The sequence below is a fragment of the Pseudonocardia sp. ICBG1293 genome (genome assembly GCF_020131355.1).
Taxonomy (GTDB): Bacteria; Actinomycetota; Actinomycetes; order Mycobacteriales; family Pseudonocardiaceae; genus Pseudonocardia.
Window position 1 is genome coordinate 30,282 of record NZ_JAHLEL010000064.1, and the last position, 14,660, is coordinate 44,941.

At 70.3% G+C, this 14,660-nt stretch carries 14 protein-coding genes; all 14 read left to right on the top strand.

Annotated features, from left to right (window positions below):
- The first annotated feature begins 104 nt into the window (after window positions 1–104).
- The 14 genes from KPF47_RS35165 (at window position 105) to KPF47_RS35225 (ending at window position 14,659) form a co-directional block, all read left to right on the top strand.
- A complete protein-coding gene (locus KPF47_RS35165) occupies window positions 105–419 on the top strand; it encodes a WhiB family transcriptional regulator (RefSeq protein ID WP_224392872.1) in 315 nt (104 codons plus the stop codon).
- Window positions 416–811 carry a hypothetical protein gene (locus KPF47_RS35170; RefSeq protein ID WP_224392873.1) on the top strand — a complete coding sequence of 132 codons (396 nt, stop codon included), beginning with the start codon at window positions 416–418 and terminating at the stop codon, window positions 809–811. Before KPF47_RS35165 ends, KPF47_RS35170 begins: the two co-directional genes overlap by 4 nt.
- A gap of 114 nt (window positions 812–925) precedes the next feature.
- A complete protein-coding gene (locus tag KPF47_RS35175; protein WP_224392874.1) occupies window positions 926–1,360 on the top strand; it encodes a hypothetical protein in 435 nt (144 codons plus the stop codon).
- 16 nt (window positions 1,361–1,376) lie between these two features.
- Window positions 1,377–1,835: a hypothetical protein gene (locus tag KPF47_RS35180; protein WP_224392875.1), complete on the top strand. Its 459-nt coding sequence runs from the start codon at window positions 1,377–1,379 to the stop codon at window positions 1,833–1,835.
- Window positions 1,836–1,902: 67 nt separating this feature from the next.
- On the top strand, window positions 1,903–2,910 hold the full coding sequence (locus tag KPF47_RS35185) for a hypothetical protein (RefSeq protein ID WP_224392876.1): 1,008 nt from the start codon (window positions 1,903–1,905) through the stop codon (window positions 2,908–2,910).
- Window positions 2,911–2,956: 46 nt separating this feature from the next.
- Window positions 2,957–3,253, top strand: coding sequence for a hypothetical protein (locus KPF47_RS35190; protein ID WP_224392877.1), 297 nt, complete (start codon window positions 2,957–2,959; stop codon window positions 3,251–3,253).
- Between the two features lie 124 nt (window positions 3,254–3,377).
- Complete coding sequence (locus KPF47_RS35195) at window positions 3,378–5,588, top strand: hypothetical protein (protein WP_224392878.1); 2,211 nt, start codon at window positions 3,378–3,380, stop codon at window positions 5,586–5,588.
- Window positions 5,589–5,650: 62 nt separating this feature from the next.
- Complete coding sequence (locus KPF47_RS35200; RefSeq protein WP_224392879.1) at window positions 5,651–6,136, top strand: hypothetical protein; 486 nt, start codon at window positions 5,651–5,653, stop codon at window positions 6,134–6,136.
- Window positions 6,040–6,285, top strand: a complete 246-nt coding sequence (locus KPF47_RS41245; protein ID WP_374108942.1) for a DUF1524 domain-containing protein — start codon at window positions 6,040–6,042, stop codon at window positions 6,283–6,285. Before KPF47_RS35200 ends, KPF47_RS41245 begins: the two co-directional genes overlap by 97 nt.
- 154 nt (window positions 6,286–6,439) lie before the next feature.
- Window positions 6,440–7,834, top strand: a complete 1,395-nt coding sequence (locus KPF47_RS35205; RefSeq protein ID WP_224392880.1) for a hypothetical protein — start codon at window positions 6,440–6,442, stop codon at window positions 7,832–7,834.
- Window positions 7,828–9,270 carry a replicative DNA helicase gene (dnaB, locus tag KPF47_RS35210; RefSeq protein WP_224392881.1) on the top strand — a complete coding sequence of 481 codons (1,443 nt, stop codon included), beginning with the start codon at window positions 7,828–7,830 and terminating at the stop codon, window positions 9,268–9,270. Before KPF47_RS35205 ends, dnaB begins: the two co-directional genes overlap by 7 nt.
- Window positions 9,267–9,485 (top strand): hypothetical protein, encoded by a 219-nt coding sequence (locus KPF47_RS35215; protein WP_224392882.1) that lies wholly within the window; start codon window positions 9,267–9,269, stop codon window positions 9,483–9,485. The genes dnaB and KPF47_RS35215 overlap by 4 nt, the downstream gene beginning before the upstream one ends.
- 318 nt (window positions 9,486–9,803) lie before the next feature.
- On the top strand, window positions 9,804–14,045 hold the full coding sequence (gene mobF, locus KPF47_RS35220) for a MobF family relaxase (RefSeq protein ID WP_224392883.1): 4,242 nt from the start codon (window positions 9,804–9,806) through the stop codon (window positions 14,043–14,045).
- Entirely contained in the window at window positions 14,045–14,659 is a 615-nt protein-coding gene (locus tag KPF47_RS35225; protein WP_224392884.1) for a hypothetical protein, read from the top strand. The genes mobF and KPF47_RS35225 overlap by 1 nt, the downstream gene beginning before the upstream one ends.
- Window position 14,660: the final 1 nt, after the last annotated feature.

Below are 14,660 nucleotides of genomic sequence, written 5' to 3' on the forward strand. Positions count from 1 at the left end.
ACTCGAGTGATGCGGCAGTCAAGATCCCAAATGGTCGGGCCTCGACGGGTTGCGCCCCCGTCGAGGCCCTGCGAGTCACCACCTGCATCGAGGAGGAGACCCACATGGTCGAGCGTATACCTGTCTTTGACGATGATTCGGGACCTGTAATCTCGGTCCCGCCCGAGCTGTCATCCCATCCTGGGCGGCACTGTCGCGGTGTCGATACCGAGGTGTTCTTCCCGGTCAGTGAGCTGGGTGTGTTGCAGGCCCGGGTGGTGTGTACTGGTTGCCCGGTGCGTGTCGCGTGCCGGGCGTGGGCAACAGCGACGGGCCAGTACGGCATATGGGGCGGTACGACGCGTGAGCAGCGCATGGCGCACCGCCATGCGGTCGAGGGTCCGGCGTCCGAGCCTGTCCGTCCGGTGGTCGCAGCATGAGTATCGGGATCGAGACGGAGTCGTCTGCGGGTGAGGGGGTGAAGGCGCGCAGCGCCCACGCGGCTTTGCGGCGGATCACGGCGCAGCGCCGCATCTTCGCGACCGCTTACGGGCGGGCCCGGACCCCCGGTGACCGCGCGTCGGCGGCGCTCACCGCTGTCCGTGCGGCGATCCCGGCGATGACCAGCATCCGCACGACGCTGCCCCCGGAGGTCGAGCGGCGCCTGGAGCGCATCGCCGACGATCTCGCGGACCTGTTCGTCGAGCTGCACGCCGTCCAGGAAGCTGCAGCACGGAAGGCGGTCCGAGCGAAGGAACATCAAGCCGCCCGGAGCCAGGCCCGGCGCGAGCAGCGCCCGGCCGCCGTGATCGACACGGGCGGTGCGCGGTGATGCAGGTGCGTGCGCGGTGTGTGGTGTGTCGCAGGTCGATCGAGATTCCACGGGACGGCAGCGTGCCGCCGCGGACCTGCGGCCGGTGCCGTCACCGTCAGACGCAGAAGGGAGGTGGGCGTCGTGCCGCAGCCCGTATCTGACCAGCAGGAGCAGGAGGGCGCTGCCCGGCCGGGGCTCTACATCGTCGAGACGACCGCTGCGCCGGCTGATAGCGGCGCGGAGCAGGGCGCGGCCCCGGGCGAGCGGCCCGTGACGCCCCTGGTTCCGTGGGATCAGCGCCTCATCGAGGCGGTCCGCGATGTGGTGGAAGCCCGCCCACGCTGGAACGAGCAACCGCCGTCCTACGCCCAGACCTGGGCGTATTCCCGCACCGGTGACTGGACCACGGCGTCGAATCCGCTGGTCCGTGCGGTGCACGCGGCACTGACCCTGGCCGCCCTGACGGTCGTCTTCCCGCTGGACTGGCTGGCGAACGTCATCCGAGACAAGCCATCCGGCTTCGCGATCACCGTCGTGGTGATCGTCCTACTCGCCCTCGCCATCTAGAAGGAGGCGATTCGTCATGTCGTGGTCGATGTTCATTCCGTCGTCGATGTCCGCACTCGGCGCCCTGGCGCTGATCCTGGCGATCGTCCTGGTCTATCTGGATGTTCCGGGCAAGGGCGTGGACTGGGAGAAAGTCGCCGCCGTCCTCGCCGTTGTCGGCGGGTTCGGCGTCGGCGGCGCCTCGGCCGGCTGGTTCGGCGGCCTGTTCACCGCGTTGTCGGGTGGCGCGCTGACCGGGGCCGGACAGGCCACCGCCCAACTCGTCGGTGTGTCCGCGGTCGGTGCGGTCGCTGCTGGGTCGGGTCTGTGGGCGTATTCGCGGCTGCGCGGGTCGGGTATTACGGCGGCGACGCGAACGAAGTCGCTGCTGGTCGTCGCCGCCCTCGCCCTGGTCGGCACCGTCCTGGCCGGTGTCCCGCGGCTCTACAGCGCGGCGGACACCTTCATCGCCGCGCTCGCGGCGTCCCTGTCCTGATGTCGGGGACGTCCTCGGTCCCGGTCGATGCAGGCCGATACGACGCTAGAGAAGAAGGGAGTGGCTGGTGGAGGCGTTCTTCCTGACCTGTGTGGTGGTGGCGTTCTTCGTGACCAAGGGCCGTACCGACACCGCCGCCTACAGCAACGGCAAAGAACCACCCGGCCTCACCCGAGCCCGCATGCGACACGAAAACGCAGGCGGAGCACGCTCAGCGTCCGGACGGCCGACCGGCCGCGGGGCGTTCGGACTGCTCCTCGCCTCCCGCTGGGCGAACGCCTGCCAGGCCGCCCAGCACCGGGGCGAGCACCGTGCGGCGCGGCGCCGTGCGTGGTTCGACGCCACCGCCCCGGGCAGGGACGAGCGGTGGCGTACTACCCAGCAGCGGCGCCTGGACAGGGTGGATCGGGCGCGGGCGCGGTGGGCCCAGGCCCGCGGCCTGCTCCCCGTCGCGGGCTCCGGCAGCGCGAGCGGCGCCAGCTCGGCGATCGGTACCGGTTCGGCCGGGCCTGCGGGGACGAAGAATCCGGAGCTGTGGGGCTGTCGGCGCCCCGCCACCCGTCACGCCGTCGGCCCTGCTGCCGGGGCGTCGGGTGGTGCGGTGGTGTCGACCGATGATCCCGGCCTGCCCGCCCCGCCGGCGGCGGAGCAGGTTCCGGCGCGGCAAGCCCCGGCCGGAGCCGCCGAGGTCGACGACGTACCCGGTGACACCGCTGATCCGGACGTGCCCGCGGCGGGCACTCCCCCGACGTCATCACCTGCGGCGTCGGCTCCCAGTACGACTACTTCTTCTTCTGGAGGTTGCGGAATGTATGAGACTGCTGTTGCCCGGTTGATCGCCGCGGCGGACGCGTGTGGCGCCTACCAGTCGCAGCTGTCCGGGTTCACTGATCGGCTGTCCGGGGACGGCTGGGGCGTCGAGGTCACCGGCCCGCTGTCGGACTCACTGTCCGGGCTGGCCGAGGCCGAAGCGTCGTATCGCGCCCTGGCCGAGCAGATGCGCGCTCAGGGCGACCGCGGCCGCGCCGCCTACGAGGCGGCGCCGTTCGTGCCGGGCCCGCACGTCGTCCTCTGAAACCGGCACAGATCACTACCTGACCAGCACGAAGAGAGGAAGAGAGATGGCGGCATTGGACGGGGACGGCAACTTCGAGTTCGCGGCGGCGGCGTTGCGGGACGCAGCGTCGGATCTGGAGCAGCTGATCGGCATCCACCGAGGACTGGTCGATGAGTTCGAAGGTCATGGCTGGACCGGCCTGGACGGCCTCGACAGCGCGGGCACCCATGTCGGCGCGGTGATCGACAACCTGACCGTGGTGGCGGAGCGGATCGGGGTGGGCGGGCAGGTCGTCCACGACGCCCTGACGAGCAATCACATGATCACGCGGGCGTCGAAGGCGTCTCTGGGCCACGGCTGAGAGCGGTTGGTGGGTGTCGAGTCCTGCCCAGGTATCCCCGGGTTCCCGGTGGTGTCTGGGCGGGCGCTCCGGGTCCATCACCTGTGTTCTGACCAGCGGGAAAAGGTAGGAGGGACACGAAGTCATGGCGACGTCGAGGTCGACCTCGTCGACGGTCACGCGGAAGACGCGGTTCGAGCACGCCACCCGGCTCGCCGCTGAGCGGGCGGCTGCCCGGGAGAAGGCCCATGGTGGCGGTGCCGGTGAGTCGGCGGCGTCAGGTGCCGAGACGGTGTCGTTCTGGGAACGGGTGAAGGGCACGGTCGTGCCCGCCGGCGCCGACGCTGGTGGTGCCGGTGGTGATGATCGGGTGGAGAACGCCCGGCGGGTCCTGGTCGCGGACCGGAACCGGCGGCGTCGGTGGCCGTGGATCCCGGCTGCGGTCGGTGGCGCGTCGGGCATGGCCGGGTACTGGCTCGGCGTGGCCGGGTCGGTGGTGGCCGATGTCGACCCGACGGTGCTGGCCGTGCCGGCCGCGGCGGTGCCGCTGGGTGGTGCGGCGCTGGTCGCGGCCCGTTACCGGGGCCAGGTCGGCCGGTGGTGGCCGGAGCTGCTCGGTAGTGGTGCGAGTGCATCAGTTCTGGCCTATCAGCTTGCCGTGGCCGGCCCGTCGCCGCTGCTCGGGCTGGCCGCGGTGATCGGGACGACGGCGGTCGGGTCCCGCTGGTGGCGAGCACACCCGATCGGCCCGCGCGTCGCGCCGCTGACCGCGCCGGTGGTGCCGCCGCCGGCGCCGCGGGACCCCGACCTGGATGCGTATTGCCGGGCGTGGGCGGAGCACAACGGGTCCAAGGAGGGGAAGGCGCCCGGGTCGCGGTTGACCGGCCGGGCTGATGACGCGTACACCACGACTTTCGATGTGGTTCTGCGTCCGGGCGCGCACACCGTCGATGACCTGGTCGCCCATCGGGTGCGCCTCGCAGGTGGGCTCGGTGTCGACGCCGAGCGGGTGCTGTTCGCGCCCGGCCGCCGCGGGCAGGGCGCAGCCCGGGCCCGGTTGACGATCATCCACACCGACCCGGTCGCGCAGACCCGGTTGTTCACCGCCCCCCGTGTCGTCGACGGCGGCATCCGCGGGGTGGGTCGGTCGATCGACGGTTCGGGTGAGGTGGATGTGCTCATGTGGGATGACGGCGGGACCGTCCCGACCGGGATCGTCGGCTCCACCGGCGGCGGGAAGTCCGGAGCGACGAACATCCTGACGACCGCCGCCCTGTCCACCGGCGTGCTCAACCTGCTCTACGCCGACCCGAAAGGGAACTCCTCGACCGCCCTCGCTGCACGGGCGCGGATCGCGGTCATCGGCAAACAGAACGTCCTCGCCCTCCCGCGGCTGGTGACCGCGATCCTGGCCGCGCGTGCCCGGATCGCCGCGGAGGCCGGCTCGGACCTGATCTTCCCCAGCTCGGACATCCCTGGGTGGATGTTCCTGCATGACGAGTACTCCTTCGTCGCCCACGACCCGAAGGTCGCCCAGCTCTGGACCGAGACGGTCAACACCGTCCGCGCGCTCGGGATCTGGCTGGTCGGGTGCAACCAGTCCCAGGGCCAGGCAGCGTGGGGCGGCGATCACGCCCGGTCGGCGTTCGCCTCGCAGGTGATCGCGTTCCGCACCAACTCCAAATCCAGCTCGGATCTGGTGCCCGGGTTGTTGTTCGACCCGGCCGAGCTCCCCCTCGACGACGGGCGCCCGCGGCGGCCGGTGCCCGGGATGGCCGTCCACGCGCACCTCGACGCGCCGGTCCGCTGGGACTGGCTGCCCAGCGACGCCGACGCCGACCGAATGCTCAGCAAGGGCCTCCCGGCGCCGGCGTTGACAGCGTCGACCTCGTTCGACCGCTACTTCCACCAACCCGAGCTGCACCCGCTCGACGAGCAGGCGATCACCTCGGTACTCGGGCCACCCGTTCACGGGCGCTGGCAGGTCGGCGGGCTCGGTGGCACCCACCACCTCGACGGCGACAGCAGCGCCGGCGGCGCCCGCACCGTCGTCGTCCCGGCCGGCCCGGCGGCCCGGCGGGTCCCCTGGGGAGCACGCGCCAGCGAGTCCGGCACCGCGGTGGAGTCGGCGGAGGTCGTGTTGTCGCCGGTGCAGGTCGAGGTCCTCGCCCTCATCCAGGGCGGGACCGCGACGACCGGGAGCTTGGTGGACGCGGCGTCGGTGTCGAAGGCCGCCGTGCACGAGGCGCTGGAGGTGTTGATCGGGCACGGCCGCATCAGCCGTGTCGCCCGGGGCCGCTACCAGGCCACCCCGGATGATCGGGATGATCGGGATGGTGAGGACTCGACATCATGAACCGGATGAATCAGGTGCGCAGGTGTAGCCCGGTCGGGGAACGGCGGGCCGCGACGCTGCTGATGGCAGTCCTCGCTCTGACCGTGTTCGTGCTGGTCGAGCTCTGGACCCTCCGCGACGAGACCGACACCGGCACCGGTTCAGGCCCGGCGGGGTCGGCGGCGGGGTCGGCGACGGTGACTGCGGCCGGCCCGGTGGATGTGTCCGCGCTGCGGGTCGCCCCGGACCGGCACGGGCGCGACTACCGCCGGGAGGCGTTCGGGCCCGGCTGGGCCCCGGCGCTCGGGCCGGGCTGCGATATCCGCGACGCCGTCCTGGCCCGCGACCTGACCGACACCACCGTGAAGAACAGCTGCGATGTGACCTCAGGCACACTGCGGGATCCTTACAGCGGGCAGACCGTGACCGGCCCGACGAGACAGATCGACATCGACCACGTCATCCCCTCGCCCTGGCCCACCGCCCTGGCGCGCACGCCTGGACCGATGCTCGTCGGGAGGAGTTCGCGAACGACCCAGACAACCTCCGCGCGACCACCGCCCAGGTGAACAGGTCGAAGTCCGACCACGGCCCCGAGCGCTGGATGCCTGACGTCGACGGGTGCGCCTACGCCCATGACTTCGTCCGGGTCGCGGCCCGCTACCAGCTCACCGTCACCGCGCAACGGGTGGCGGCGCTACAGCAGGCCTGCGCATGACCGGCCGCCGGGGGCCTCCAGCATCGGCGAAGGTGAACGACTCGACTACGGTCTGTCCCTGAATACGACAAACGACGCCCCCTTCGCAAGGAAATGGCGCCGGATGTCGTCAACAACCACCAGCCGTGAAGGCTGAGATAGGAGAACTGTACCTATGACCGGCTACCCCGGCTACCCCGGCCACAAGGCGTCTACGCCCGCTGACCTGGGTATTGACCCGGGCGATCGGTTCGTCTCGCTTGCCGGTGACTCGCCGGTGGATGCGGCGGTGCCGTTCTGGGTCACCGCGTGCGTCCGCTTGTCGCCGCCGCGGCGGCGGGACGGCAGCATCATGGGTACTGCGGCGGACAAGGTCGTGACCGCTGCGCAGGTCCTGGTGGCCGACCGGGTCCGGTCGGCGGATCCGGAGCGGGTCGTGCTGGACCGCACGAAGCTGGCTCGTTGGTGCGGTTATGAGTCGGCGAACAAGGCCGGATGGCTGCTCGACTATCTCTCGGAGATCGGGTTCCTGCGGATCGATCGGCACTACGTGTCCGGGCAGCGCGGCCGTTCGGTGGACACGTTCACGATCTTCACCCGCCCGCCGGTCGGGTATGTCGGGCCGCGGACCTACGCCGAGCTCGACCTGGCCCTGTCCGACCCGACGACACCGGGTCGCTTATTCGTCGCGTCGCCCCGTCCGCGACCGGCCGCCCCGGGTGCCCAGATGGGCATGAAGACCGGTGTTTCCGCAGGTCAGGGTCTTGATGCCCAAATGGGCATGAAGACTCCCGGTCTAGGTGCCCAGATGGGCATGAAGACCGGTGTTTCCGCAGGTCAGGGTCTTGATGCCCAAATGGGCATGAAGACTCCCGGTCTAGGTGCCCAGATGGGCATGAAGACCGGTGTTTCCGCAGGTCAGGGTCTTGATGCCCAAATGGGCACCTTCTCTAGATCGATCGACTCCTCTCCGAGGAGTCGGAGAGGAGAGGAGTCGATCGAGCCCGTGCCGGGCGGGTCGGCTGCGCCGCCCGCCCCGGGCCAGGGCGACGCGCAGGCCGCGGAGGTCGCGGCTCTGGTCGCGCGGTTGCCGTGGGTGGAGTGGGCGCAGACCTCGAAGCGGGCTTCGTCGTCGTGGCGGCCGTCTGTGAACGACGTGGAGCAGGTCCAGTCGGCGATCCGGTCTGGTCTAGACGCCGGAATCACCCTCGTAGAGGCGGCTGAGATCGCGTGTGCGGCGATGAGCGAGGCCACGGGTACTCAGCCGGTCACCTATGTGTCTCAGGCGTTCACGCGGCATCTGAGCCGGTGGTTGCGGGTCATTCAGGTCGCGCCTCTCGCCGATGACCCGCTACCGCTCGCGCAGGTGTCGTCCTCAGCCGGCTCTGTGCCGGGGTCCGGGTCGTCGGCGAAGGAGGCGTCCGTGCCGGCGGTGCCGTCGATGGTGGTGCGGCCGTCGTGTGCGCGGTGCGGTGCGGCTGAGGGTGATGGTCCTGGCCTGCGGTTCTGGTGTGATGTCGATGGTCAGATGCGGGCGTGTGAGTGCCGTCCCGGAGCGGTGTCGTGCTGACCGGCTGGGCGGTGCCGGAGCTGTCGGTGTCGTCGCGGGCTGTCCGGGCGGCGGTCGAGCATCGATCACCGCGAGCGGGTGAGGACGCAGCGGCTGGTGCGGAGTTGTTGCCGCCGGAGGATCTCGCGGCGGAGCAGGCGGTGCTCGGGGCGATGCTGCTGTCGGAGACCGCGATCGGAGAGGTCTGCGAGGTGCTGGTCGCGGCGGATTTTTATCGGCCGGCGCATGAGGTGATCTTCCGTGCGGTCGTGGAGCAGTTTGGGGAGTCGAGGCCGGTGGATCCGGTGACGATCGCCGCTGCGTTGGAGCGGTCGGGTGATCTTGTCCGGGTGGGTGGTGCGGGATATCTGCACACGGTGATCGCGGCGGTCCCGACGGCGTCGAATGCTGGTTTCTACGCTGAGCGGGTGCGGGAGAAAGCGGTAGCGCGTCGTCTGGTGGAGACCGGGACGCGGATCAGCCAGCTCGGTTATCACGGGGGCGGTGACGGTGCGGGGATCGATGACGTCGTCGATCGGGCGCAGAACGCGTTGGATGCGGTGACCGGCGGGTCGGGGACCGATGCCGGGCAGGCCCGGGTGGATGAGCTGTTCGATGATCAGCTCGCTGTGTTGGCTGAGGTGCAGGCGGGCCGGGTCGCTCCGGGGTTGGCGACACCGTATGCGGATTTGACGCGGGTGACCGGCGGCTGGCGCCCGGGTCAGTTGATCGTGGTGGCGGGTCGGCCCGGGCTGGGGAAGTCGACGGTCGCGGTGGACGCGGCCCGCCATGCGGCGTTCGGGGAAGGTCAGCCGGTGGTGCTCTTCTCGTTGGAGATGAGCCGTACCGAGTTGTGGTCGCGGATCGTGTGCGCCGAAGCTCGGGTGAACTACCGGACGCTGTCCACGCCGCACGGGTTGACCTCGGCCGACTGGCAGCGTCTGGACACGGCGCGCTGGGAGCGGATCGCCGCGACCTGCGCGGGGCCGCTGGTGATCGATGACAGCGCGTCGATCACGATGACGCAGATCCGGGCCCGGTCGCGCCGTTTGAAGCAGAAACACGGCCTGGGCCTGGTCGTGGTGGACTATCTGCAGTTGATGAGCTCCGGGCGACGGTCGGAGTCGCGGCAGCTGGAGATCAGCGAGTTCTCCCGGCAGTTGAAGGTCCTGGCGAAAGAGCTGGAGGTGCCGGTGATCGCGTTGTCGCAGCTGAACCGGGGCCCGGAGCAGCGCCTGGATAAGCGGCCGTTGTTGTCGGATTTGCGGGAGTCCGGCGCGATCGAGCAGGACGCCGATATGGTGATCTTGTTGCACCGTCCGGACGCTTATGATCCGGAGGATGCTCGTGCGGGCGAGGCCGATTTGATTCTGGCGAAGAACCGGGGCGGCCCGACGTCGACGGTGACGGTGTGCAGCCAGCTGCATTACTGCCGATTTGCGAGCTTGGCGTCATGACTGGTTCGGGGTCCGAGTTCGAGAAGGTGGGTCGGGCCTGCGGGTATCGGATCGAGGCCGATGTGGAGTTGTCCAGCGACTGGCTACCTGCGTCGGCGTTCACGATGATCTACCCGACGATGGACGCCTCGATCGCGACCGCGATCGAGGGTGTCGAGGACCCGGAGATCGATGAGGTGCGGATCGTGCACGTGGCCACCGGCTGGGTGGTATAGCGGTCCACCGACGAGGAATTCGAAGGACCTTCCGAGCGCCCCGCGGAATAGAGCCGCTGCCGCACCGCTTCCGGTCCTCGCCGCCTCTGGGGGCGGCTGCGGTCCGGGTCGGCTTGCCGACGACTCGTTCGGTGCGCCTCCTGTGCGGCGCCGGTCGGTGTGGCTGTTCGACTCGACGCGGCCTCGCCGCTCCTGCACGTTCAGGCCTGGTCGGTCTCCGACCGCTACTCGCCTCTCCCCGACCACCGCCAGATCAAGAGCCGCCCAGACCCATGCATCATCTGATGATCTTTGGCCCGGCGGGGTAGGGTGTTGCGGGTGTTGCGGGTGACGGCGATTGGCGCGGGTGCGGTGGAGTATCTCGTCCGCGGGTCGGGTTGCGCCGTGCATCGGTCCGTTCGGGCGGGTGGGGAGGCTCCCGGTTACTACGCGAAGGCGGTGGCTGCGGGTGAGCCGGCCGGTTACTGGTTTGGTACTGGTATGGCGGGGCTGGGGTTGTCGTTCGTTTCCGGCGAGACCGTCGATGCTGATGATGTTCGGGCGGTGTTCGGGCAGCTCCGTCATCCGGATTCGTCAGAGAAGGACCCGGAGTTCATTGGGTCGCGTCCGCGACGGTATTTGTCGGCGGCGGAGCGTGTTGAGCGTGCTCTTGCTCGGGAGAAGGGTTCGCCGAGCGCGGAGCGGGTGGAGGAGATCCGGCGTAGCGCGGAGTCGGATGGTCGCCGGTCGGTGGCCTATTACGACTGGACGTTCTCGGCGCCGAAGTCGGTGAGTGTGTATTACGCGGCGCTGTTGGCGGCGGGTGCGGTGGAGGACGCGGAGAAGGTCCGGGCTGCGCATGCGAGGGCTGTCGAGACCGCGGTGGCGTTCGCTGATTCACGGGTGGCGGTGACGCGAACGGGGCGTCATTCGGGTCCGCGGTCGGCGGCGGGGATGGGGACTTTTGAGCAGGGTGTGGGGACGGTGTGGTCGGTGTGGGGGCACTCGACGAGTCGTGCCGATGAGCCGCAGTTGCACACACATGCGGCGTTGCTGAATCGGACTGTGACTTCCGGGGGGAAGGTCGGCGCTCTGGATGGGGCGTCGTTTTCCGGGATCAAGCAGGCTGTGGATGCGGTGTATCAGCAGACCCTGGAACAGCTGGTCACTGAAGCGACCGGGGTCGGGTGGCGGGACCGTCCGGATGGTCTGGTGCGGGAGATCGCGGGGATCGATCAGGGCTTGCTGGACGCGGCGTCGACGCGCACTGCGCAGGTCAATGAGCGGATCGAAGCGTTGAAGACGGCGCTGGTGGCGCGTGCCGGTGGGGAGGTGCTGTCGCAGTCGGCGCTGCACCGGATCGCTCGGATGGCGGTGTTGGATACGCGTGCGCCGAAGTCGTCGGATGCTGGTCCGGCCGCGTTGAACCGGTGGGTTCAGGGGCATGTCGGGGAGCTGACCGGGGCGTTGTCGGATGTCGCTGAGGCCGCCGTCGTTGACACCGGGTCGGGTGGGCGGTTGACCCGGGATGCGTTGCTGGCCGGTGCGGTGGAGCGGGTGTCGGCACGGTATGCGGTGTGGACGTTCGGGACGTTGGTGTGGGCGGTCAAGGCCGGTGTCGGGGACCGGTGGGCTGATCTTGGGCTAGAGGATGCGTCTGCGGCTGAGCGTGGGGCGGCGCTGGAAGCGCTGGCTTGGGAGGCGGTGGGGCGGTCGGATGTGGTGCAGGTGTCGATGACCGAGCCTGCTCCGGTCCCGGATGAGTTGCGCCGTGACCGGGGTGCGCGGGTGGGCGCCGATGGGGTGGCGGTGGTCGGGGACGGTGGGTATGTGCTGCGTGGTGCGTATCGGGAGCGTTACACCTCCGCGGCGCATCTGGGGCGGGAGGAGGCCGTGGTCGCGCGGGTGTCCTCGGCGCTGGATGTCGGTCTGGCTGCGGAGAAGACTGCGGGGGTGCGGGCGGAGCTGTCCGGGCACGGCCTGAGTGACGACCAGGTCCAGGCCGCCCTGAGGGTGCTGACCTCCCGGGTCGCTGGCGATGTGATCGTGGGTCCGGCGGGGGCGGGGAAGTCCCGGACGATGTCGTCGCTGGCGCAGGTGTGGACCCGTGAGGTCGGTGGCCGGGTGCTGGGGTTGACGACGTCGCAGATCGCGGCGAACAACCTCGCCGATGACCACATCGACGCGGTCAACACCGCCGTGTTCGCGGGCCGGTTCATCCCGGGTGAAGGCGGGCAGGTTCGGGACCGGCTCCAGCGGGGCGATCTGGTGATCGTGGATGAGGCGGGGATGACCTCCACCGCAGATCTGCACCTGATCACCGAGCTTGCCGCTGGGGCGGGGGCGAAGGTCGTGCTCACCGGGGACCCGGAGCAGTTAGGTGCGATCGGTGCGGGTGGGCTGTTCTCCCATCTCGTCGGTATGGCGTCGTCGGTGACCGAGTTGCAGACGGTGCACCGGTTCGTCGAAGACTGGGAGACGGCGGCGTCGTTGCAGGTCCGGGCGGGTGACACGGCTGCGGTGGCGGAGTATCTGTCCCGTGGTCGGTTGCACGCCGGGACTGTGGAGGAGATGGAGGCGGGGGCGTCGCGGGCGTGGCTGGCCGACACCGTCGCCGGCCGGCGGTCGTTGTTGATCGTGGCGGGCAATGAGCAGGCCGCGGTGCTGTCGGAGCGGTTGCGGGAGGAGCTGATCGGACTCGGCCGCGTCGATGGCGTGTCGGTCGGGTGGGTGCATGGCCGCGAGCCGGGTGGGCAGCCGGTGTCGGTGGGGGATCGGGTGCAGGCCCGGCTCAACGACCGATCGCTGAGGGTCGACCTCCCGGCCGGTTTCCACGGGAAGGAGGGTGGTGCGGTCACCAACCGGGAGATCTACACGATCGTCGGTGCGGTCCGGGATGAAAACAATGATCACTTTCTTCTCGGACAGGACAGCAGTGGAGCAACCGCCCACTTCCCTGCGAGTTACGTTGCTCACAATCTCCGGTTGGCCTATGCGGGGACGGTGCATGCGGCGCAGTCGCTGACCGTCGATACCGGGCATGCGGTGATCGGTGAGGGTGTGGGGCGGGAGTCGGTGTATCCGGCGATCACCCGGGGGCGCCTCGAGAATCATGTGTGGCTGGTCGCGGCCCGGCCCGCGGATGAGCACACGCCGGAAGCCCTGCGGGAGACGGCGCGGTCGCGGTTCTCGGCGGTGGTCGAGTATTCCGGGGCGCAGGTGTCCGCGGTCGCCGCCCGCGCTGAGGGCCGCGCGCAGGCCGGCTCGTTGGTGACGTTGGCTGGGGACTGGTTCGACCTGGCCCGCATCGGGCAGCGGGAGCGGGCCGACCGGCTGTTGACCGGTGCGTTGGGTGCGGTGAACGCGGCCCGGGTCGAGGCGGAGGGGGGTCGCGGGTCACTGCTCACGGTCCTCGCCGAGGCCGAGCTGGGTGGTCATGACCCAGGCCGGTTGCTGGGGCAGGTCGCGGGTGTTCGGGAGCTCGACAGTGCCGACAATGTGTCGGATGTGCTGCGCTGGCGCATCGCCGGAGCAGTCGGGACGCGGGTGCCGGAGGATCCGGTCGGTGCGGCGGGGCGGTTCGACACCTGGACCGTCCTCGATGATGGTGTTCATGATCGGCAGCGGAATGTGTTGGCGCCGTTGATCGTCGACCGGATCGGCCAGCTCGGGCAGCGGGCCGCGGTCCAGCGGGTCGGGTGGGCGGTGGAGCACCTCGGAGACGTCCCCGCCCCTGGCGCCGACGATCGTGCGGAGTGGGTGCGTCGGGCCGGTGTCGCGGCCGGGTACCGCGAGTACGCCGGGATCGACGGGGCTGCGGTCAGTCTGGGTCCGGCGCCGGCTGCGGATGACGTGTATGCGCGGGCGTGGTGGTCCCGGGCGGTCGAGGCCCTGGGCGCCGACGCCGCTCTGGTCGAGCATCGTCGGTTGCCGGATGCGGTGCTCGTAGAAAAAGTGCAGGTGTGGGAGCGGGTCCACGCGGGCGCGCCGGTCTACGCCGCCGACGAGTTGTGGAAGGCGCATGAGCGGTTGCATGCCGCGCGGGTGAGTGCGCATCTTGCTGAGGCGTCGCGGGACAACCCGACTGGGAATGCGGTGCTCCGGGATCTGGCTGGGGTCAGCGCGGGGACTGCGCACGTCCTGGTCGATATCGCTGCCGGGCAGGTCGCCACGTGGTCGGCCGCGCATGAGCGCCGCACCGGCTGGTATGACGGTGTCCGTGACCTGGCCGAGGATGCCCGGCTGGCTGCGGATGAGCTGCACCGCCGCGGCCGCTCTCAGGACACGACGCCTGTGGTTGCGGCTGAGGACCGGCCTCGCCCGACGCGTGAGTATGCGATGCGGACCGGCGCTGATCGTCTCCGTGCCGGCAGCAGTGCCGCGGCTGGGCAGGCGGCCGGGCAGAAGGTGGATGGGCAGGAGGTGGATGGGGTGGGGGCTCGGGAACGTGTCCGGGCGGAGGAAGCGTCTCGGCGGCACGGCCTCGACCAGTACGACGCTCAGCGTCTCGGGCACCGTCTCGGGGAGCACGTCGCGCAGCGGCTCGGGCCTGAGCGTGGTCACGGTGTGGGGTACAGCTGATGCCCGCCCGCATCGGGCCCCCGGAGCCGGAACAGCTCGTCGCGCTGGTCACTGCGCTGGATGCCCGGATCACCCATCTCGAAACCACCCTCACCAGCGACGGTGACGGTGGGGCCGAGTCGGGCACTGCGGAGGGGCTACAGCCGGTGGCCTGGCCCGAGCTCGACGCTGCCGCCGCGGCGGCAGCGTGGGATGAGCTCGGGACGTGGGTCGCGGCGGTGCTGGTCCCGTCGGTGGCGCCGTCGGTGCGGCAGATCCCGCCGTGCTGGCCCGCTCACACCTGGGGCCGCGAAACCCTGTCCTGGCTACACACCGCCTACCGGCAGGCTTACGGCCGGCTCGGCTCCGGTTTCCAGGCCGCGGAGTGGCACACCCGCTGGGTGGCACATGCCTACGCTGCGTTCGATGCCCCCGACACCGCGCGCGGTGGTGTCTGCGACCGCCCGGAGCACCGAGCCCCCGGACGGGACCCCGGACGGCGGCTGGAAACTGTCGAGTGGCGGCCGTGGTTCGATCGCGCCCGCACCGAAGACCTGGCCTGGCGCGCGGCCCTGCAGCCAGAAGCACCGGATGAGCCCGTTCCGGAGGCAGGCCACGGTGCCTCGCACGGGTGAA